20 protein-coding genes and 5 pseudogenes are annotated in these 19,070 nt (G+C 57.5%); 10 read left to right on the top strand and 15 right to left on the bottom strand.

Annotation, left to right across the window (positions count from 1 at the left end; all coding sequences use genetic code 11):
* Positions 1-10: 10 nt before the first annotated feature.
* The 3 genes from C4J85_RS13060 to C4J85_RS13050 all read right to left on the bottom strand — a co-directional run bounded on the left by C4J85_RS13060 (position 11) and on the right by C4J85_RS13050 (position 2,173).
* Positions 11-985 (bottom strand): zinc-dependent alcohol dehydrogenase family protein, encoded by a 975-nt coding sequence (locus C4J85_RS13060; protein WP_124409816.1) that lies wholly within the window; start codon positions 983-985, stop codon positions 11-13.
* A 63-nt stretch (positions 986-1,048) separates the two neighbouring features.
* On the bottom strand, positions 1,049-1,351 hold the full coding sequence (locus C4J85_RS13055; protein ID WP_101209484.1) for a helix-turn-helix transcriptional regulator: 303 nt from the start codon (positions 1,349-1,351) through the stop codon (positions 1,049-1,051).
* A gap of 168 nt (positions 1,352-1,519) precedes the next feature.
* Positions 1,520-2,173 carry a hydrolase gene (locus tag C4J85_RS13050; RefSeq protein WP_124407170.1) on the bottom strand — a complete coding sequence of 218 codons (654 nt, stop codon included), beginning with the start codon at positions 2,171-2,173 and terminating at the stop codon, positions 1,520-1,522.
* 152 nt (positions 2,174-2,325) lie between these two features.
* On the opposite strand from C4J85_RS13050, the gene C4J85_RS13045 reads away from it, so the two are divergent.
* The 3 genes and pseudogenes from C4J85_RS13045 (at position 2,326) to C4J85_RS13035 (ending at position 4,427) form a co-directional block, all read left to right on the top strand.
* Entirely contained in the window at positions 2,326-3,222 is an 897-nt protein-coding gene (locus tag C4J85_RS13045; RefSeq protein ID WP_124407169.1) for a LysR family transcriptional regulator, read from the top strand.
* Between the two features lie 67 nt (positions 3,223-3,289).
* Positions 3,290-3,421 (top strand): annotated as a pseudogene (locus tag C4J85_RS13040) (AraC family transcriptional regulator N-terminal domain-containing protein); the annotation flags it as partial.
* Positions 3,422-3,491: 70 nt separating this feature from the next.
* Complete coding sequence (locus C4J85_RS13035) at positions 3,492-4,427, top strand: DMT family transporter (protein ID WP_124409815.1); 936 nt, start codon at positions 3,492-3,494, stop codon at positions 4,425-4,427.
* A gap of 179 nt (positions 4,428-4,606) precedes the next feature.
* On the opposite strand, the gene C4J85_RS13025 is transcribed toward C4J85_RS13035, so the two are convergent.
* The 5 genes and pseudogenes from C4J85_RS13025 to C4J85_RS27685 form a co-directional block, all read right to left on the bottom strand.
* Positions 4,607-5,527, bottom strand: a complete 921-nt coding sequence (locus C4J85_RS13025; RefSeq protein WP_124409814.1) for a substrate-binding domain-containing protein — start codon at positions 5,525-5,527, stop codon at positions 4,607-4,609.
* Positions 5,528-5,544: 17 nt separating this feature from the next.
* Positions 5,545-6,300 (bottom strand): methyl-accepting chemotaxis protein, encoded by a 756-nt coding sequence (locus tag C4J85_RS27980; RefSeq protein WP_372238208.1) that lies wholly within the window; start codon positions 6,298-6,300, stop codon positions 5,545-5,547.
* Between the two features lie 102 nt (positions 6,301-6,402).
* Positions 6,403-6,822: pseudogene (locus C4J85_RS27975) on the bottom strand (HAMP domain-containing protein); the annotation flags it as partial.
* An 896-nt stretch (positions 6,823-7,718) separates the two neighbouring features.
* Positions 7,719-8,228: pseudogene (locus C4J85_RS13015) on the bottom strand (SDR family NAD(P)-dependent oxidoreductase); the annotation flags it as partial.
* Positions 8,229-8,235: 7 nt separating this feature from the next.
* Positions 8,236-8,364 (bottom strand): annotated as a pseudogene (locus C4J85_RS27685) (LysR family transcriptional regulator); the annotation flags it as partial.
* A 1-nt stretch (position 8,365) separates the two neighbouring features.
* Between C4J85_RS27685 and C4J85_RS13005 the strand changes: the two are divergent.
* The 5 genes and pseudogenes from C4J85_RS13005 to C4J85_RS12985 all read left to right on the top strand — a co-directional run.
* Positions 8,366-8,641: pseudogene (locus C4J85_RS13005) on the top strand (LysR substrate-binding domain-containing protein); the annotation flags it as partial.
* A gap of 225 nt (positions 8,642-8,866) precedes the next feature.
* Positions 8,867-9,250 (top strand): nuclear transport factor 2 family protein, encoded by a 384-nt coding sequence (locus C4J85_RS13000; protein WP_124409811.1) that lies wholly within the window; start codon positions 8,867-8,869, stop codon positions 9,248-9,250.
* Between the two features lie 59 nt (positions 9,251-9,309).
* Positions 9,310-9,696: a nuclear transport factor 2 family protein gene (locus C4J85_RS12995; protein ID WP_124409810.1), complete on the top strand. Its 387-nt coding sequence runs from the start codon at positions 9,310-9,312 to the stop codon at positions 9,694-9,696.
* Positions 9,697-9,778: 82 nt separating this feature from the next.
* A complete protein-coding gene (locus tag C4J85_RS12990; RefSeq protein ID WP_124366995.1) occupies positions 9,779-10,228 on the top strand; it encodes an SRPBCC family protein in 450 nt (149 codons plus the stop codon).
* A gap of 53 nt (positions 10,229-10,281) precedes the next feature.
* Positions 10,282-10,869 (top strand): flavin reductase family protein, encoded by a 588-nt coding sequence (locus tag C4J85_RS12985; protein ID WP_124409809.1) that lies wholly within the window; start codon positions 10,282-10,284, stop codon positions 10,867-10,869.
* Positions 10,870-10,992: 123 nt separating this feature from the next.
* Here the strand turns inward: C4J85_RS12985 and C4J85_RS12980 are convergent, their stop codons facing one another.
* From C4J85_RS12980 to C4J85_RS12970, 3 genes are all read right to left on the bottom strand, one after another.
* Positions 10,993-11,736 (bottom strand): SDR family oxidoreductase, encoded by a 744-nt coding sequence (locus C4J85_RS12980; RefSeq protein ID WP_124366993.1) that lies wholly within the window; start codon positions 11,734-11,736, stop codon positions 10,993-10,995.
* Positions 11,737-11,809: 73 nt separating this feature from the next.
* Positions 11,810-12,913: an alkene reductase gene (locus C4J85_RS12975; protein ID WP_124409808.1), complete on the bottom strand. Its 1,104-nt coding sequence runs from the start codon at positions 12,911-12,913 to the stop codon at positions 11,810-11,812.
* Between the two features lie 52 nt (positions 12,914-12,965).
* Complete coding sequence (locus C4J85_RS12970) at positions 12,966-13,547, bottom strand: TetR/AcrR family transcriptional regulator (protein WP_124409807.1); 582 nt, start codon at positions 13,545-13,547, stop codon at positions 12,966-12,968.
* A gap of 274 nt (positions 13,548-13,821) precedes the next feature.
* On the opposite strand from C4J85_RS12970, the gene C4J85_RS12965 reads away from it, so the two are divergent.
* Positions 13,822-14,460 carry a TetR/AcrR family transcriptional regulator gene (locus tag C4J85_RS12965; RefSeq protein ID WP_124366990.1) on the top strand — a complete coding sequence of 213 codons (639 nt, stop codon included), beginning with the start codon at positions 13,822-13,824 and terminating at the stop codon, positions 14,458-14,460.
* Positions 14,461-14,515: 55 nt separating this feature from the next.
* Here C4J85_RS12965 and C4J85_RS12960 read toward each other — a convergent pair whose 3' ends face one another.
* Positions 14,516-15,097 (bottom strand): TetR/AcrR family transcriptional regulator, encoded by a 582-nt coding sequence (locus tag C4J85_RS12960; RefSeq protein WP_164487656.1) that lies wholly within the window; start codon positions 15,095-15,097, stop codon positions 14,516-14,518.
* A gap of 139 nt (positions 15,098-15,236) precedes the next feature.
* Between C4J85_RS12960 and C4J85_RS12955 the strand changes: the two genes are divergently transcribed.
* Entirely contained in the window at positions 15,237-16,112 is an 876-nt protein-coding gene (locus tag C4J85_RS12955) for a LysR family transcriptional regulator (protein ID WP_124366989.1), read from the top strand.
* A 95-nt stretch (positions 16,113-16,207) separates the two neighbouring features.
* Here the strand turns inward: C4J85_RS12955 and C4J85_RS12950 are convergent, their stop codons facing one another.
* The 3 genes from C4J85_RS12950 to C4J85_RS12940 all read right to left on the bottom strand — a co-directional run bounded on the left by C4J85_RS12950 (position 16,208) and on the right by C4J85_RS12940 (position 18,767).
* Positions 16,208-17,467, bottom strand: a complete 1,260-nt coding sequence (locus C4J85_RS12950) for a cation:dicarboxylate symporter family transporter (RefSeq protein WP_124407160.1) — start codon at positions 17,465-17,467, stop codon at positions 16,208-16,210.
* Between the two features lie 114 nt (positions 17,468-17,581).
* Entirely contained in the window at positions 17,582-18,007 is a 426-nt protein-coding gene (locus C4J85_RS12945) for a VOC family protein (RefSeq protein WP_122674984.1), read from the bottom strand.
* Between the two features lie 283 nt (positions 18,008-18,290).
* Positions 18,291-18,767, bottom strand: coding sequence for an Lrp/AsnC family transcriptional regulator (locus tag C4J85_RS12940; protein ID WP_124408615.1), 477 nt, complete (start codon positions 18,765-18,767; stop codon positions 18,291-18,293).
* Between the last annotated feature and the right edge of the window lie 303 nt (positions 18,768-19,070).

Raw genomic sequence — 19,070 nt, 5'->3', positions numbered from 1 at the left:
AAATAGGCGCTCAGGAAATAAGCGATGGCTCAACTGCAATCGCAATTTTGCCTTGAAGGCCGTTCTCGGGACTTTCCAACCGAGCATGGGCCAGGCCGATATCGGCCAGCGAATAGACCGCGCCAACGTGTGGGCGCAACTGACCGCGAGCCACCAACGTGCTCAGCTCATCAAGCTTGCCGCGGTTTTGTCGGGTGAAGACGAAGTGATAGCTGGCGTTCTTGCCCCAGGCCTGAACGAGGTTTTGCGGCTGCGCGATGTCGACAATCGAGACCACACGGCCCAGTTGAGCCAGCGCATCCGGGCTGCGCGACAGGGTGTCGCCGCCTATGGTGTCGAACACCACATCCACACCTTGGCCGCCGGTTTCGCGCAGGATGGCGTCGACGTAATCTTCCTTTTTGTAGTCGATAAGCACATCGGCACCCATGCTACGGGCGAACTCAAAGTTTGCTTCGCGCACGGTGGTGAAGACCCGCGCGCCAATGGCTTTTGCGACCTGGATCGCTACATGACCCACGCCTCCCGCGCCGCCGTGTATCAGAATGCTTTCCCCTACCCTGAGCGCCGCTCGCACGGTCAGCGCTTCCCACACCGTGCCGCCAACCAGAGTCAGACTTGCCGCCTCAAGATGGCTCAGCGATGGCGGTTTGTGGCCGATGATGCTTTCGGCCGCAACGTGGTACTCGGCATAACTGCCTGGCCCGTCGAATATTTGCGGGGTGTACCAGACTTCGTCCCCCGGAGCGAAGCCCGTCACCCCCGGCCCGACTTCTTCGACAACGCCCGAAACGTCATGTCCGGTAATCGCCGGCAGTGGCACCAGGTCAGCGTAATCGCCGCGCCGAACCTGAAAATCCAAGGGGTTGATGGAGGTTGCGTATACCCGCACCAAGACCTGTCCCACACCCGGCACTGGCTTGGGTACGTCGCAGAGTTCGAACGATTCCGGGCCGCCAAATGATTTGAGTAGCATCGCTTTCATTTTGAAATCCTCGTATCGACAAAACGGAATATCGAGATATCTCAATATCATGCAGTAAAAAAATTACAGATCTTTCCCGATCAACTCGGCAAGGGCACTGATAGTTGCTTCATTGCGTTTGTAGTACGTCCACTGACCGATGCGCCTGACTTCGACCAGGCCAACTCGTTGCAGGGTTGCCAGATAACCCGACACCGTAGACTGCGACAGCCCGATACCCTCCTGGATACTGCTGACGCAGACACCCACCGTGAAAACGTCACCCTCATCCTGCGCAGGGAAATTGTTCACGGGGTCCTTCAAGCCTTTCAGGATTTGAAGGCGTACCGGATTTGAGAGTGCTTTGAATATTTCGAGTAAGTCCATAGCTCGGATGATATCGAGATTTTCCGATATATCAATACCCGATTTCCCTTCGCGACCGACGGCTCACATGCTGCTGAACAGACCTCTCCAGTTGCTGCGAGAGGAGATGAAGACTCGCCATGTCTGTGGCCAGACATCGATCAACCAGCTCTTCATCCCCCACTCAGATCACCCGGCGGTGGCCGGCACTGGCGCGTTGAGCAACTGCTGCTCCCACAGATACGCAATACCGCTACCGGCAGCATGCTGCAGCAGCACATCGGTCAGCGCACCGGCAGTTTCCTCCCGAGCCCAGTCACGTTGCCACTCTGCAGCGAGAGCGAGCCAAGTCATCATGTTCGCACCCGCCGCAATCATGCGCTGGATCGCCACTTGATGGGCCTCGACCGAAACCGCGCCGGATGCATCAGTGATCACCGTTACATCCCAACCTTCGCCGAGTGCCTGGATCACCGGCATGGCGACGCAGACTTCGGTCCACAGACCCGCGATAACCAGTTGCTTGCGGCCCGTCGCTTTTACCGCGTCCACCACCTTCTGGTCTTCCCAGGTGTTGATCAGCGTCCGATCAATCACCTCTTGGCCGGGAAAAACATCGAGGATTTGCGGAAAGATGAAACCGCCCCGCTCGCCGATCACGCTGGTCAAGATGGTGGGCACGTTGAACGCCTTGGCAGCCTTCGCCAACGCCGTCGCATTGTTGACCACCATTTGCGGCTCATGGCTGTTCAGATTAGTGAGCTGGAAAGGCTGGTGGTCGATCAGAACGAGTACCGAATCTTCAGGACGAAGAAGCGATGTAAGGCCGTTACGAAAAGTCATTAGTAGATCCCGTGTTGTCGTTATGAATTGGATTGGTAATGAGCGGCATACGCCAGCGCCGACGCTGCCTGCGAACAACACTGTGCTGTTTCGATGCTTAATCCGGTAGTGTTGCCAAGTGTTTGGCTGTGTCGCGAAATGAGGAACACCGTTTGGATATCGAAGAGCTTCAGACATTCGTAGAGGTTGCTGACGCGGGAGGCGTTTCGCCTGCCGCAGCCCGGCTGGGCGTGTCCAAGTCAATCGTCAGTCGCAGGCTGGCGCGATTGGAAGCACAGCTTGGCGTGCAGTTGCTGACACGCTCGACTCGCGGCGCGGCGCTGACCGAGGCCGGCGCGACCTTTCGCGATTATGCAGCGAGGGTCTGCTCAGAAATGGAGTCAGCCAGGGAAGCGATCCTGCCTGCCGGAGCGCTGCAGGGTCGTTTACGAGTGGCCGCGCCGCTCTCTTTTGGCCCGACTCACTTCGCCCCCGTACTGGCGGAAATGGCCGTGCGGCACCCGCAACTTCAGATCCAGACCTGCTACAGCGACCGCTTCGTTGACCTCATCGCCGAAGGTTACGACTGCGCGATCCGCGTCGGCTACCTTCAGGATTCCAACCTGATCGCAAGACGCATCGGCCCGATCAACGGCAAGCTGGTCGCGAGTCCGGGCTATATCAAGGCTTATGGTTCACCCGAGAAACCTGAGGAGATAGTCGCCCATCAAGCCCTGATGCAAAGCACCGAAGCTTGGCAATTCATGGATGGCGACAAGATCGTCGCCATTCGCCCGCAAGGACGCTTCAAGGCTGACAACGGCATCGCGCTAGTCGCCGCCGCAGTCGCAGGACTCGGGGTCGCGTACCTGCCCGATTGCCTCACGTATGACAGCGTGGCATCCGGCGCACTGGTGCCGATCATGACGCGTTATCCACCACCGCCAGCGGGTGCTTACTTAGTCCGCCCGGCCGGTCAGCATCCTGCGCAGAAGATCCGGGTCTTTGCGCAATTGTTGATCGAGTATTTCGGGAAATCTCCGTATTTTGCGGGAGATGTTGCTGTTTGATTGGGGAAGGTGTTTGAGTGAGTGGCTGCCTGCTGTGCTGAGCGCTTGTTGTTGACCAAGATAGGCCCTGATGGATGCCTGGGTGCGAATGTTGCGATTAATGGGCGATCCGGACGCCATCGCAGCCCTGGCCCCGGTTTATGAACGGGAGATCATCTTTCGTGTGCTCCAGGGCCCCCATGGCTGGATGCTGCGGGAAACCATAACTCACTTTAAATGCACTACGAGTTCAACCAGAATCCTTCAGGTCGATCACATCAGGATCCATCATGTCTGCAACCACAACCGTTACCGCCGCTGAAAACCGACAAAGCATACTCATCGTCGTAGGCTCGGTGTTCCTGTTGTCGGTGTCAGACGCTCTTATCAAGGCCACCAGCGCCGAGACATCGATGTGGCAGCTCTACGTGATTCGTTCGCTACTGGCCATTGGCATGCTCGTCGCCTTGTTGATGTACCGCCGCGGCACATTGCAGCAACGGCCGCTTTCCCCTTTGTGGATAGGCGCAAGAAGCCTGCTGCTTGCCTTGATGTGGATCGCGTTTTACAGCGCACTGCCCTTCATCAGCCTGACCATAGCCGCATTGGCAATCTATACGACGCCTTTGTTTATCGCTTTATTCTCGGCAGTCACCCTGGACGAGCATGTCACACCGCGCAAATGGGTGGCCATTCTGGTGGGGTTCGCCGGGGTGCTGGTCACGCTCGCACCCAGCCAGGCTGACTTCAACCTATGGACATTGCTGCCCGTGCTCGCTGCGATTTTCTATGCCCTCGCAGCGGTCGTGACCAAGGGCAAGTGCGCCAATGAGGCGCCCACGCACCTGGCCCTGGCGCTGAACATCGTCCTGTTGTTGATGGGGGTGGTCGGCAGCATTGTCGTTGCACAGACTGGCCCTCACCTGCCGGCCAACGAGGGCCTGCGGTTTCTGGTGGGCGGCTGGTCGCCCATGGCGATCAGCGACTGGGGCGTGATGGTGGTGCTGGCGATTCTGATGGTACTGGTCAGTACCGGCATCGCCCGGGCCTATCAAATCGGCGAGACCTCGATCATCGGCGCATTCGATTACACCTACCTGATCTTCGCGATTGCCTGGGGGGCGTTACTGTTCAATGAAGTGCTCAATGGCCGGACCGCGGTCGGTCTGGCCCTTATCCTGATTTCAGGCTTCATCCTGCTGAAAAAGCCCACTGCTGCGCGCTGAACGCTTCACATGCACAGGCCTTAACAAGGAGCTGTTTATGCTGGCAGTCGCATACCGATTGCCGTTCCCAGCCCCAAGGTCCGCAGCGAATCAGCCAGAGGCACGGCCTGGTGTGGCATCAATTTTCGCTCAGCCGGGCTCTGCGCCTCGAAGTAGTCGATGATCAGCGTCATCGCCCGTCACTCGAACTGCTGACGATTCTCCGGAGTAATCAACTGGAACGGCACCCAGATAATCGGTGTATCCAGCTTTTCGCCACGCGCCAGGCGGACAGCCGCATCAACCGCTCCACTCGCCTGCCCCACGGCATCCTGGAACACACTGACAGCCATCTTTCCATCCGCCATGAGCTTGAGCCCATCCGATGTACCGTCGATGCCGCCTACCCAGTAATCCTTGGCCTGCTTGCCGGCCTTCTCCAGGCCCATGATCGCGCCGATCGCCATTTCGTCGTTATTGGCGGCGACAATCGAAAAATCGACGCCCTGCTTCACCCAGTCCATGACCACCGTGGCGGCCTGGCTACGCTCCCAGTTGGCGACTTTTTTCTGCACGACTTTCATGTCCGGGTACTTGGCGACGACTTTTTCAACGTCCTCGGTGCGCATCAATGAGGACGCATTGGCGGGGTCGCCGACCAGAATCACCACGTTGCCCTTGTAGCCGGCCCGGCGTGCCAGCTCTTCCATCTGCAACGTGCCTGACTCCAGTTCATTGGAGCCGACAAACGCAGCGCGCGCGGTGAGCTTTTCGGGCGAGGGATTGCGGTTGACGAAGACCAGGGGAATATTCGCTTCGCTGGCCAACTGCATCATCTGCGGCGTGCTTTTGCCGTCGACCACGGCCACGATGATCGCGTCGACTTTGGAATGGATCAGGTTGCGAAACTGCCGCAGCTGCAATTCGGAATTGTCCTGCCCATTCTCCATGAAGATATCGATATCCATTGCCGCCGACTTTTGCTGAACGCCATTGCGCAGCAAGGCCTGGAAATTATCGTCGTATTTGGCCATGGCCACGCCCACCAGCGGGGTAGCGGCCTGGGCCAGGCCTGTGGTTAACAGCGCCGCCCCGAGGAAACATCTGAACCATGCTTTCATTTTCTAGCTCCCGAGGATCAAACGCTGAATTGATGAAGCAGTTCACGCTGCACTTTGGCCATGGCCGACAAACGTTGACTGCTGCTGGCCGATTGCTCGGCACCTTCGGCCGTCTGCTGCGCCGAATCATTGATCTGGATGACCATCCGGCTGGTTTCCGCCACGGTGGCGCTCTGCTGCTCGGTGGCCGCAGCAATCTGGATGTTCATGTCGCGAATCGTGCCGACCGCCTCGCTCATCGAGTGCAGCAGTTCACCGGCTCCCGAGGCCAGCGACACGCATTGGCCCGACTGCACCTGGCTCTCGTTCATCACCTGGACCACGGAATGAATTTTTTCCTGCATCCGTCCGATCATTTCCTGGATTTCGCTGGTAGAGGTCTGGGTACGACTTGCCAGGGAGCGCACTTCATCAGCGACGACGGCAAAACCTCGACCTTGTTCGCCCGCACGCGCGGCTTCGATAGCCGCGTTGAGTGCGAGCAAGTTGGTCTGTTCGGCGATGGTACGAATGGCAACCACAATGCCTTCGATATTGTGGCCGTACTTCTGCAGTTCGTCGGTAACCTCGGTGGCTTTGTTTACCTGTTCGGCCTGAAGGCGAATGTTGACGATGGTCTCGGCCACACGCTCCTGCACTTGATCGGTGAGGTCACTGGTGTCGTCCACCGCCTTGCGGGTGTCTTGCGCGCGCCGTGCGACTTCTTCCACGGTACTTTCCATCTCAGTCATGGCCGAGGCCGCCGACTGCAATCTGTCCTTTTGCTCATCCACTACGCGAGTGGTCTGCTCGCTGCTCAAGGCATTGTTGTCCGCGGTGGTCGCCAGGGCATCGGCGGAGCTGATCAGCTCACGGAAGGTTTTGCGCAGGGCGATGGTCAGTTCATTCAGGTAGCCCCCCAGCTCCCCGAACTCATCCTTGCGCGAGACATCGAAACTGACGCGCATATCGCCGGCCGTCAGTTGCTTGAGCACCTCGCGAAACGCCGCCAGGGGGCGACGCAGGCTGAAGGCGACCCAAATGCCGATCAGCACGGCGGCCAGCACCGCCAGTACACAGGCGATCAGCACCAGGCTGCGGCTGGTGCCGATGGTGGCGTTGGCATCGTCCCTGGCGTGATTGGCGACCTCAAGGGCCTGGCTGCCAAATTCGCCAATCTTGCCCAGGGTGGATTGCAGGGCAACTTCTACCGCCGTGCGTTGCTGCACAACCTGCGCGCTCAATTTTGCCTCGGCGAGGTAGGCATGGAACACGCCGGCGGCGCCGGTCAGATCGGTGAGTAGACGATTGACCATCACGGCGGCAATCCGCCCGCCTCTGGGGTCAACGGCCAACAGCGCCTGAAGGCGCGTGCTGATGACCTCGTCCTGCAGGTTCAGCACGCGTTGCAAGGTGTCGATGGCTGGCGTCGCCGCATGCGCGGCCAGCCCGTCATAGGATTTATTGACTTCCAACAGCAGTTTTTCAGCCGCCGCCACCTGTTGTACGTCGCCGGCACTGCGGGCCCGAGCAATGTAATCGCGCAGGTAACCCGCCAACTGCGAACCCTGGGCGCTGCTGTAACCTTGCAGCACTCGCGTCAACGCGAGTTGCTGCACATGCTCACGGTGCGAGGCCATCAGGGTTTGCGCCTGGTCGGCGTAGGCCGTCACTAACTGGCGCTGCTGGGCGAGGCCAGCCTTCAGCTCGTCGCGGTCGACCACATAGACCGCCGTGCTGTCGAGCAAGCGATTGAACTGGGTAATGCTGTCGGTGAACGCTTGCTTGCCGGCATCGATCTGTTTGACATCGGTGCTGATCAACATGGCCAGCAACGCTTGGTTGGCGCGCAGGATATGCACGTACAACTCACTGGCCGCGCGACTCAACGGTGCCGATTGGCTCGTAATGATGCCCAGACGCTCGCTTATAGAATGCGTGCTTTGATAGCTGACCCCTGCCATGGTCAGCAGCAACAGCACAAGCACCGCAAAGCCCCCGATAACCCGCTGTAAAATGGTCATGGCTAACCCCGTTAGGTTTTTATTGTTGTGGAGCTGGTTTGAAGCGTCGGCGTACTTCGAGGGAGACTGCTCGGAGCGCTAAGGACTGGATCGGCCGCGCAGCCAGGAACTTGAAAGGAGAAAGCGACTGAGCGCGTTTTTAAGATCGACCTTTGCGGGCTGGGCGTGGCCGCCCTACCCGACTTCATTCAACACTCCTTGATCCGGTTCCAAAGTTGAGCAACCTGCTCGGCGCTGTCGGCTTTGACTCGGGCCAAATCGACGGGATAGTCGACACCCGGGTTTTCGACAAACCGCGTCGCCGTAAATTGTCCGTTGCTGGCGCGCAGGACATAGCCGGAATCCTCGCATTGCTGGGAGGCCAGAAAGACCACGCCAGGCGCCACCCATTCGGGCTCCACGCATGCGGCAGAGGACTGCTTGAGATGTTTCCAGGCATGTTTGCATAACCACACAGGTGTATAGATATTGATATCCAACGCCCGGCCGATGAACGTCGCGTCGGTTTCTTCGATGGGTTGATAACCGACCCAACCGGCGTTGTGAATCAAGATATCAAGTTGGCCAAACGCCTCGATGGCCGCTGCCACCAATTGCTCGCAACCCTGTTCGCTAGACAGGTCGCCATGATGCCCTACCACCTTGAAGCCCTTGTCCCTGAGGGTCTTGGCAGCCTCCAAGGCGATCGAGCCATCGCTGACCTTCCTTCGCCTTGGGGTGATGGGCGGGCAGCGCCATCACGATCTCTTCAGCCAGCAACAGGCGTGACTCGATGTTTTCTGCCGAAATCGGCAACTTGCGCATGAAGGCTATATCCGCTTCTCCCGACAGAATTTATCCCAAGGTGGTGCAGGAGGCCGCGCAGATCCATACCTTGATCGGCTTGGTGGCCTGCGGTTTCGGCGTTGCCCTGGTGCCTGAGTCGATTGCCAACTCAATCATGCGCGACAAGGTCCTGTTCCGCCGGATCTACCCGGTGACCGCCTCCCCCAACCCGGCAATCGGCCTGTATATGAGCTGGAACACCCACAACGAATCACCGTTGATGGATAGATTCATTTCCATGCTCGACTTCAACGCAGCCCCCCAGGTCGTCTCGCCGATTGCCTGAATAGGGATGGGCAGCGTTCCTACCTGGCCCCACTCGCTATCCGCTAAAAGCTTGACACAAACTGTAGTGATCACTATAGAATGCACGAGATATGTATCGATCGATACATAAATTACCCGTCTAGCCAATGGGCATGCCGTGGGCGGGATTTGCGCGGGCATTACTCGCCCGGCTGGCCATCTCACGCCTTGCGCGCAACGCGATCATTCAAACAGGAGTCACGCCGTGAGCAACCCAACCTACGTCCAGGAATACAACGCCATTGTCGCCGTACTGAACCATTACAACGAAGGTGGCAAACAGGCGAAAAGCAGCATCATGAAACCAGCCTTCAGCGAACAGGCGACGATCTTTGGCGTAGACGCCGAGAACAAACTGACCGGCGGCCCGATTCAGGGTCTGTTCGACATCATCGACAGCGCGTTTCGCCCCTCCCCCGAGGCCAAGGGCGCCATCGTCAACGTCGATATCGTGGGCACGGCTGCCAGTGCGCGCGTCGATACCAATGACATCTCCGGTTTCTGCTTTACCGACTTTTTCAACCTGCTGAAGGTGGAAGGCCAGTGGACGGTTGTCAGCAAGATCTACCACACCCACGTAGCGCCTTAAGCCACACGCCTCCTTCACCACGGCGCGTTGACGCCATAAACGTTTATAGGATTTGGATCATGAGCAAGAACATCAAAGCGGTACCCACTGCTGAATACAACGCCGTTATCGCCGTCGCCCAGCACTACGTGGACAGCCTGCGTATCGGCAGTGCCGAGGGCCTGGAGAAGGCATTCCACAAAGACGCGGTGATGTACGGTTTCACCAATGGCCAACTGCTGGGCGGCCCGATCAACAACCTGTTCGACTTTGTCCGCACCCACGGCACGGCGCCGGATATCACTACCCGTCTGGACGTGCTGGCGATAACGCCGACCACCGCCGTGGTTCGTGTCGACATGGAAAACGACGCGATTGGCGCCGATTACAACGACTACCTGACGCTGATCAAAATCGACGGCACCTGGAAGGTGATCGCCAAGGTTTATCACCAATTCGAAGGCTGATCAGGGCGGCCATCAGTGCGAGCCCCAGCGCCGTGGCATGGCCGTCGATGTACACATTACGATGTATTAAAGGTATCAAATCATGGCAACAGTTGAATATCGCGCCCTCATTGACGGCGGCGCCGACCGCGTATGGGATGTGCTCAAGCATTTCGGACAGATCAGCCAATGGCACCCGGCAATTGCCGAAAGCATTATCGAAAACGGCCAGCCTGACGGCCTGGTGGGCTGCATCCGCCGGCTGACCTTACAAGACGGCGCAGTCTTGCGTGAAAAACTGTTGTCGGTGGACGAGCCTGACCTGCAGTTCTCGTACCGTTTTGTAGAGTCGCCATTGCCCGTCGACAATTACGTGGCTACCGTACGGTTGATCCCCCTGACGGGTGAAGACATTACAGTGGTCCTGTGGAGCGCAACCTTCGACACGCGCGAGCCAGATCCCCAGGGCGAGTTGACCGCGGCGATCGAATCACTGATTGTCGGCGGCCATCAAAGCCTTCAGGTCTACCTGAACAAAACGGCCAGCGGGTAAATGAGCACAGCCTCGGTCCAGTGATGGATGCGGGGCCTATTATTGGAGTTGCGATGGACGAGCATATTGCCGCCGTGCCACTTGAAAAAGCCTACAGGCTGATCAATCACGGCCCGACCACCCTGGTATCCGCTCAACATGCGGGGGTGACGAATGTGATGGCCGCCGCATGGGCCTGCGCGCTGGATTTTTCGCCGCCAAAAGTGACAGTGGTGTTGGACAAGATCACCAAGACACGCGAGTTGGTCGAGCGCAGTGGCGTTTTCGTGATTCAGGTGCCCACCGTGGCACAACTCAAACTGACAAAAAACGTCGGCAGTGCGAGCCTTTTCGATACGCACGACAAACTGGCACAAAGTGATGTGGAGTTGTTCGACATTCCCGGCCATGACCTGCCGTTCGTTGCGGGCTGCTCGGCCTGGCTGGCCTGCAAACTGCTGCCCGAGCCCCACAACCAGACCACCTATGATTTGTTCATCGGCGAGGTGGTTGGCGCATGGGCAGACACGCGCGTCTTCAAGGATGGGCACTGGCATTTTGAGACCGCCCCAGCGGACTTTCGTAGCCTGCACTACATCGCGGGCGGGCAGTTTTATGCGATCGGCGAGGCGCTGAACGTCGATGCAGAACAAGACACATGATGCCCACTTGGCCAGCCTCGCATTGAAATCAGCGCAGTCGGCCTGGGCACCGCTGCACCCAGGCACGCCGCATCCTGTGCGTGCCTGTGCGTGCCTGGGCGTGGTCACGCGGTCAGGTCATGCTTACCAATCCTGACGGGTTGGCGAGATGATCAGGTCGTTGACGGTGACGTTTTCAGGCTGGTTCAAGGCGTAGAGCACGGCTCGGCCTATGTCGTCAGGCGAGATCGCGATCTTGTTCAGTTCCTGGGCGGCCTTGCGCCCCGCTGGATCGGTCACTTTGTCTGCCCAACCCGTGTTGATCACACCGGGGCTGATGGTGTTGACACGAATGCCATGATGCACGCCCAGTTCCTTGCGCATCGACTCAGTCATGGCCTGCACGAAAAATTTAGTGGCACTGTAGATGCCGGCAGCCGGCCCGACCTGGTGACCGGCCACCGAATCCATGTTGAGGATCTGGCCCGACTTCTGTTTCAACATGAACGGCAGCACAGCGGCGATTCCGTGCAAGTAGCCTTTGATGTTCACGTTGATCATCTTTTCCCAGTCATCAACGGCCAGGTCTACCCAGTTGGAAAACAACATCAGGCCGGCGTTGTTGATCAGGATATCGACTGAACCGAAAGCGTCCTGGGCGAACTGGGCCAGCGCCTTCATATCCTCCGGGTTGGTGACGTCGCTGACGCGCCCTACCGCTTCACCACCGTTGGCTTTCAACTCGCTGACGATCGCGTCCAGACCTTGCTGGTCCAGCGCGGCGGCAACAATGCGAGCGCCTTGGGCAGACAGCGCTCGAGCCGATGCGGCACCCAGGCCAGACGATGCGCCGGTGATGATCGCAGTCTTGTTTTGCACGTAGTTCATGGAGTTCCTCTTGGACAATGACTGCCCGCACGTGTCGGGCAGTGTTTGGGTTATCGCAGGTGTTCAGGCGCGATCAGTAGTTGCCGACAGGCCAGTCGGTGTAGCCCTTGGCGCCGCCGCCGTAGTAGGACTCGCGCGGTGCAATGGTGAGTTCAGCGCCACGGCGCAGGCGCTCGACCAGGTCGGGGTTGGAAATGAACAAGCGACCAAACGCGACAGCGTCGATCTTGCCTTCGGCACGGCGCTTGATTGCCATTTCCAGGTCGTAGTTGTTGTTGCCGATAAAGGCGCTTTTGAACTGCGCGCTCAGGGCGTCCATGTCCACGCCCGCAGGCACTTCACGCGAGGTGGCGGTAGCGCCTTCGACGAAGTGCAAGTACGCGAGATCGAATGCGTTGAGTTGCTGGATCAGATAGCCGTACATCGCCATCACGTTGCTGTCGGGCGGCGTGTTGCCGGCGTCGGGGGTGACAGGCGACAAGCGGATGCCGACACGTTCATTGCCCCAGATATTGACGATCGCTTCGGTCACTTCCAGCGTCAGCCGAGCGCGGTTTTCGATCGAACCGCCGTATTGGTCGGTGCGGTGGTTAGTTGAATCGCGCAGGAATTGGTCCAGCAGGTAGCTGTTGGCGGAGTGCACTTCCACACCGTCAAAACCGGCACGCTTGGCGTTCTCGGCCGCACGTTTGTACTGCTCGATGATCCCGGGGATTTCATCGGTTTCAAGTGCGCGCGGCATCGAAACCGGGACAAAACCGTTGACGGTGTAGGTATCGCCTTGAGCCTTGATCGCGGAAGGCGCCACCGGTGCAGCACCGTCCGGCTGCAACTCGACGCTGGAAAAACGCCCCACGTGCCAGAGTTGGCTGACGATCTTGCCGCCAGCGGCATGCACGGCATCAGTGACTTTCTTCCAGCCGGCAACCTGCTCGTCGCTCCAGATACCCGGTGTTGCCGCATAACCACGGCCTTGAGCGGAGATATTGGTGGCTTCGGCAACGATCAAGCCTGCCGTGGCGCGCTGGGCGTAATACTCGGCGTGCAACTCGTTGGGAATACCGTCTTCGGCGTAGCGGCTGCGCGTGACCGGCGCCATTACGATGCGATTGGCGAGTTCAATTGCGCCAAAGCGGGTGGGTGTGAACAAGTCAGTGCGATGACTGTTATCTGTCATGGTAAACCTCAATTAAATAGACCGGTCGTCTAGTAAGTTGCTAAAAAAATGGCTACGACAGGAGTCGCTTCGCCATGGTCAGGGATTCTTCAAAAACGTCAGGGCGCTTGTTGATCTTCATCATTAACGAGGCACCGAGCCAAATTTGATAAAGCGCTTGCGCGAGCGTCGCGTTGGAGAGGGTGGAGGTGATCGAGCCATCGACATGGCCTTGCTCGATGCAGCGCTCAAGCCGAGCGTTGATCGCTTGAGTACCTTTATCGAGCACCAGGCGCATGCCTTCGGAAAGGTCACAGACCTCGGCGCCCAGTTTCACGACGAGGCATTTGTCCGTCGGTGAATCGGAGCATTGGGTGTGCGCCCAATAGTGGAAATACCCGAGCAATCGTTCAGCCGCCGGCCGGGTACCTGCCAGCAGGGTGTCGACCGCAGCCAAGTAGTCACAAAAGTATTGTTCCAGCAGCGCTTGGCCAAATTCATCCTTGGATTTGAAATAGTGGTAGAACGAGCCTTTCGGCACCTCGGCGGCGGCCACCACTTCAGCCAGTCCCACGCTGGTATAGCCTTTGTGGGTCATCAACACCCTGGCGACATCCAGGATGTGTTGGCGGGTTGTGGCGTGTTGGTTTCTCATAATGACGCCACTCTAACCAGAACTAGACCGGTCGTCTAGTAAATCATGGAATGAACTGCCCCTTACGTGACCGACGGTCTCATGCAACGATGGCGCTCAAATAGCTGGACGGTGACCGCCGAACACTGAGGCCGACCGTTCAAGACCCGCAGGTCCAGACGCGCTGCTGCACTAGCGCGGAGCCACGAAGCCAGGCCATTTTGTGTATCATCCACGTTGAAAACAGCTTTCCCGACGCCAGCGTCTGGCGTTACGCCTCAAGGTAGCCAGCCCCATGTCCGATTCCATTTCACCCTCTGTTCCTCGCAGCAAGGGACGCCCGCGCGCATTCGACCGCGATCAGGCGCTGCTTCGCGCGTTGGCGGTGTTCTGGAAGCGCGGGTATGAGCCCGCGTCGGTGACCGAGTTGTGCTCAGCGATGGGCATCAATCCACCCAGCCTGTATGCGGCGTTTGGCAACAAGGCCAAGTTGTTTCTGGAAGCCGTTGCCCACTATGAAACGACCTTCTGGGACGCGACGTGGGAGCGGATGGGCAGCGAGCCGGACATCGTGTGCGCCATCCGCGAATTCTTTCATACCTCTGCGTCCATTTTGACCGAGCCTCTAGCGCCCTGCGGCTGCATGGTGGTACTGGCGGCCGTGAACGTGTCGGAAGATGCTGGCGAGGTCACCGCCGCCCTCAAAGCGTTGCGCCAGGAAGGCCGCGACTACCTGCAACAACGCCTGGATCGCGCGGTTGAGGCTGGGCAGCTCAAACCGCAGACCAACACCCGCATACTCGCTGCTGCATTGAATACCCTCCTTGAAGGCATGTCGTTGCAGGCTCATGATGCGGCCAGTCGCGAAGACCTGCAGGGCATCGCCGCAACTGCGGTGGCCATGCTCGCCCCTTCCCTCGCCGAATCGCGATAACGCCAACTGACCATGGGGCGCCATCAGAGCGCCCTGTATCGCTCAACCGCTAAGGTCACGACACCAAGCGCCGGCTCATTTCCAACGCCGCATCGAAGGGTGCGTGTGTTCGATTGACCTTGACCAGCAAAGAGGCGCCCAACCACATCTGATAAAGCGCCTCTGCCAATACAGGCGCCTCAGTCAGCGCGGTGATAGACCCATCGGCCTTGCCTTGCTCAACGCAGCGCGTGATCCGCTCAACGATCAGCGCCGTGCCCTTTTCGAGAACCGCGCGCATATTTTCGGAAAGGTCACACACTTCTGCACCTAATTTGACCACCAGGCATTTCTGGTCAGTGTGATCAAAGGCCTGTGTCTCGGCCCAATACCGTAGGTAACTCAGCAAGCGCTCTGCCCCGTTGCCGTCTCTGGCCATCTCCACATCGACCCGCGAGAGGTACTCTTGGAAGTACTCTTCGAGCAATGCCTGGCCAAACTCGTCCTTGGAGCGGAAGTAGTGATAAAAGGAGCCTTTGGGCACACCGGCCGCGGCAAGCAATTCGGTCAAGCCGACGGCGGTATAACCCTTTTGGGTCATGAGCGATCTGGCAACATCGATGATGTGCTGACGCATGTCTTGGAGAGGTTTCTTCATGCAGCGCATGCTATCAAAAAACGCTCGGCGATCACATGAGCAGGCGCAGGTTGCACAGCGCTTACCCCATGGGCATAACGGCCCGCTGATACAAAATAAATAGATGTATTTACCGTAAAAACATAATTAATATTTGCCGATGATTAAAGAACTGAAAACATTTATCGCCGTGGCGAGAGAAGGGACCTTTGCGGCTGCTGGCAGCAAGATAGGGCTCACCCAAGCCGCCGTCAGCGCGCAAATGCAACGCCTGGAGGCGGAGCTCGGCGTTGAGCTGTTTGACCGTAAAGGCCGCTCAGCCCACCTCAACCGAGTGGGCCAACAGGTGTTGTTGCAGGGCCAGGACCTGGTTCGCCAGTTCAAGAACCTGGGCACCGCCACCGTGGGGCTGCCCGCCAGCGTCCTGGTGACGATTGGCGCGATTGCCTCTGTGCAACGCTCATTCCTGCCGGAAGCACTTGCGCAGTTTCATCAACGATTTTCGGAGTGCAGGACGCGAGTCATTCCGGGCCTCTCCATGGAGCTGGTCAACCAAGTGGATGCCGGCGAGATCGACATGGCCGCGATCATCCGCCCGCCCTTCTCATTGCAAAGTGACTTGCGCTGGACAACCCTGGCGCGTGAACCGTATCGCCTCATTGTCCCGGCCGATATGCCCGGTGACGACTGGTCGGAGCTGGTCTCGACCCAGCCATTCATCCGTTACGACCGGTCGTCCTTCGGCGGCCGACAGGTTGACCGATTCTTGCGACAAACCCATGTCGCTTTGCGTGAAGTGTGCGAGCTTGATGAGCTGGATGCGATCATCAAGCTGGTAGCAAACGGCGTCGGCGTGGCGTTGGTGCCAGAGACGGCCACCCAGCAAGACTGGCCGGCAGGGGTACGCGCCATAGACCTGAAACAACGCACTTTCCATCGCGATATCGGCCTTGTACATCGTGCCCGCCGCGGGCTCACCGAACCGGTGAAAGTATTGGTCCAACTGATTACCGAGCAGGTTCTGAAAAAGCCCTGACGCTTGAAAGAATCAATACAAAAACTTCTTATCGGTTTATCAGCCAAAAAAAGAGCCCTCGACGCGTTTAACGTGGAAGGCTCTTGTGTCACTGATTAAGCGTTCTGCTCGCCCCCTACCGCGTTTTTTCGCTCCAGCGGCGCTTTCTCCCACTTGGCGATGACCAGGGGCGCAATTGCGTTACCGAGCACGTTCAAGGTGGTGGTACCGCTGTCGATGATCCGGAAGATCCCGGCAATCAATGCGACCCCTTCCAGCGGCAGCCCGGCAGACGCCAAGGTGGCCGACAGAATGATGATGGCAAACCCAGGTACGCCCGCAGCGCCCTTCGACGTCAGCACCATCGTCACCACCAGCAAAATCTGCTGAGTCAACGACAGATCGATGCCATACAGCTGCGCAATGAAGATCGTCGCCACACCGAGGAAGATCGAAGCACCGTCCAGGTTGAACGCATAGCCCACCGGCACCACGAAGCTGACGATGCGCCGAGGCACGCCATAGGCTTCCAGCTTGGTCATCAACTGCGGCATGACCGCCGCAGAGGCTGCACTGGAGAAGGCCAGGATCAGCTCATCGCGGAAGTACTTGATCAACTTGAAGACGTTTTCGCCGATCAGGTAGCAAATACCGCCGAGCATCACCAGGGCAAAGGTAATCAGCGCCAGGTACACCACGCCGATCAGCTTGAGCAACGGTAGCAACGAGGCAAATCCGAAGGTCGCCACCGTGGCGCCGATCATGCCGAATACACCAATCGGTGCGTAGGCCATGACAAACGATACGACTTTGAACATGGCGTCGGAGAAGCCCTGCACGACCGCTACAACCGGTGCGCTCTTTTCTTTAGGCAATGTATTAAGCGCCATGCCCAGCAGCACGGCAAAGAACAGCACCGACAGCAACTTCGCTTCCGACATCGCGACAATCACGTTATCGGGCACGATGTTTTGCAGGATGATCAGCGCGCCTTTCGACGGCTCCATATGCACGGCTGCCGCGGTGTGGGCGATACCCGCGATTTCGGTGCCTTTACCCGGCTCGAACAGGTTGGCGAAGCACAAGCCGAGCACGATGGCGAGACTGGTGATTGCAAAGAAGTAGATCAACGACTTTGCGCCCATGCGCCCAAACGATTTGTTATCACCGCCTCCGGCAATGCCGAGGATCATGCAGCAGAAAACAATCGGCACGACGACCATCTTCATCATCTTGATGAAGATATCACCGAGCGGTTTAAGGATTTCGGTACTGACCCAGACTTGATTTTCCGGGTGGGTATTGAAATACCAACCCACGAGCACGCCAAGCAACAGCCCGGCAACGATTTGCCAAACTAAGGGAATACGTTTCATGTCTAGCCTTTTTGTTGGAATGAAAGGACTGCTTGAGGGCAGTAGCTAGATTCATGAGCTTCCAGCTCATTTAAGTGTCCTTGGCGCACTCCTCGAAGTGCGCCAGGTTTTTTATTACTTGGCGAACAGCTGGCTCATATCTTTGAACGCCTTGAACTCCAGGGCGTTGCCGCACGGGTCGAACAGGAACATGGTGGCCTGCTCGCCGACCTGGCCTTTAAAGCGAATGTAGGGTTCGATCACAAACTGGGTGGCGCGCGCTTTCAAGCGTTCTGCCAGGGCTTCCCATTGCGCCCACTCCAGGATGATGCCGAAGTGCGGAACCGGTACGTCGTGACCGTCTACCGGGTTGCTGTGCACGCTTTCCTGCGAAGCAGTCTTAGGGTGCTCGTGGATGACCAACTGATGGCCGTAGAAATCAAAGTCTACCCACTGGTCGCTCGAGCGACCTTCGGAAAGGCCGAACACCTCCCCGTAGAAGTGACGTGTAGCGGCCAGGTCATACACAGGGATTGCGAGGTGGAAAGGAGAAAGACTCATCAGGACTCCGATAACAATTTTTATTGGTTTGTGGTGCCGGACACCGCACGCGCTGCCCAGCGGTTTTTTTAAGGTGGGTTTATGCTAAAGCGCTGCCGACCTTAAAAAAATCAATATATTTTTTTCACAAACACAATTTTATTTTGTTAATCGAGTACTGCATCCGACGTCTTTCTACTGCTGCCCGCCTGCCCGTATGACCTGCGTGATCAGGTCGACGAACACTCGTGTTTTCATCGGAACCGCTGTTTACCAGTGTCGCCGTTGATTGAACCGCTTCCCTTCAGCCAACTATCACATTCACGGGGGCTTTTACTTCCTTGACGACAAAGGCGGTGCACACGTCCTTGACACTGGGAAAGCCGTTTATATTCTTCCTGGCGAACTCACTGAATTCAGCTAAGTCTGTGGCCAAGACTGTCAACTGGTAATCATAAACACCGGATACGCAGTGACAGGCTATTACCTGCTCAAATGAGGTGATGGAATCCTCGAATGCTTTCATGTGGCGGGTGTCCTTTTGATCCAGGGCTACCTGTACGAAAGCAGTGATAGCGTATCCAAGCATTTCCATATTTATGCTTGCATGATAGCCACGTACCAGGCCTATTTCCTCAAGCCTTTTGACCCGTCGCCAGCATGGAGATGCACTCAGGGACACCAGCTCGGCAAGTTCCGCGCTCGAGAGCCTCGCATCTCTCTGGAGCGCAGCCATAATGCGCCGATCAGTAGCGTCTATCTTAACTTTTGGAATGATCATCTCAAAACCCTCTAAAATACAGAATGTCCATTCCATATTTTCTTAACAGAGCAGAGATCTTAGCATAAATTTTTTGTTGATATGAATGATGGTCTTAGCAGACTGGCCGGTCGGGGTCATCTTACTGACGCATACGCACGATAAAAATCAATATAAGCAACAACAACGGTGTATTGAACAATACCTTCATCAAGATAGTTCGTACCTTTACCGCACATAACAAATACTGCTTATTCGCACCGCGGTGCTTGCGTCTAGTTTTTTGCATTGTTGCTCCCCCTATTTTCCTTAGCTTTAGGCGGA

This window comes from Pseudomonas sp. R4-34-07 (assembly GCF_003852375.1).
Taxonomy (GTDB): domain Bacteria; phylum Pseudomonadota; class Gammaproteobacteria; order Pseudomonadales; family Pseudomonadaceae; genus Aquipseudomonas.
Note: the sequence above shows the minus strand (reverse complement) of the source record. Positions and strands in the feature narration are given on the sequence as shown.

Bases quoted from the DNA above. Each gene is read 5' to 3' on its own strand.
- C4J85_RS12955 (WP_124366989.1), top strand. From the start codon at position 15,237: ATGATTAAAGAACTGAAAACATTTATCGCCGTGGCGAGAGAAGGGACC.
- C4J85_RS12950 (WP_124407160.1), bottom strand. From the start codon at position 17,467: ATGAAACGTATTCCCTTAGTTTGGCAAATCGTTGCCGGGCTGTTGCTT.
- C4J85_RS12945 (WP_122674984.1), bottom strand. From the start codon at position 18,007: ATGAGTCTTTCTCCTTTCCACCTCGCAATCCCTGTGTATGACCTGGCC.
- C4J85_RS13050 (WP_124407170.1), bottom strand. From the start codon at position 2,173: ATGACTTTTCGTAACGGCCTTACATCGCTTCTTCGTCCTGAAGATTCG.
- C4J85_RS12960 (WP_164487656.1), bottom strand. From the start codon at position 15,097: ATGAAGAAACCTCTCCAAGACATGCGTCAGCACATCATCGATGTTGCC.
- C4J85_RS13055 (WP_101209484.1), bottom strand. From the start codon at position 1,351: ATGGACTTACTCGAAATATTCAAAGCACTCTCAAATCCGGTACGCCTT.
- C4J85_RS13035 (WP_124409815.1), top strand. From the start codon at position 3,492: ATGTCTGCAACCACAACCGTTACCGCCGCTGAAAACCGACAAAGCATA.
- C4J85_RS12965 (WP_124366990.1), top strand. From the start codon at position 13,822: ATGTCCGATTCCATTTCACCCTCTGTTCCTCGCAGCAAGGGACGCCCG.
- C4J85_RS12980 (WP_124366993.1), bottom strand. From the start codon at position 11,736: ATGAACTACGTGCAAAACAAGACTGCGATCATCACCGGCGCATCGTCT.
- C4J85_RS12990 (WP_124366995.1), top strand. From the start codon at position 9,779: ATGGCAACAGTTGAATATCGCGCCCTCATTGACGGCGGCGCCGACCGC.
- C4J85_RS12995 (WP_124409810.1), top strand. From the start codon at position 9,310: ATGAGCAAGAACATCAAAGCGGTACCCACTGCTGAATACAACGCCGTT.
- C4J85_RS13025 (WP_124409814.1), bottom strand. From the start codon at position 5,527: ATGAAAGCATGGTTCAGATGTTTCCTCGGGGCGGCGCTGTTAACCACA.
- C4J85_RS13060 (WP_124409816.1), bottom strand. From the start codon at position 985: ATGAAAGCGATGCTACTCAAATCATTTGGCGGCCCGGAATCGTTCGAA.
- C4J85_RS12975 (WP_124409808.1), bottom strand. From the start codon at position 12,913: ATGACAGATAACAGTCATCGCACTGACTTGTTCACACCCACCCGCTTT.
- C4J85_RS12940 (WP_124408615.1), bottom strand. From the start codon at position 18,767: ATGATCATTCCAAAAGTTAAGATAGACGCTACTGATCGGCGCATTATG.
- C4J85_RS12985 (WP_124409809.1), top strand. From the start codon at position 10,282: ATGGACGAGCATATTGCCGCCGTGCCACTTGAAAAAGCCTACAGGCTG.
- C4J85_RS12970 (WP_124409807.1), bottom strand. From the start codon at position 13,547: ATGAGAAACCAACACGCCACAACCCGCCAACACATCCTGGATGTCGCC.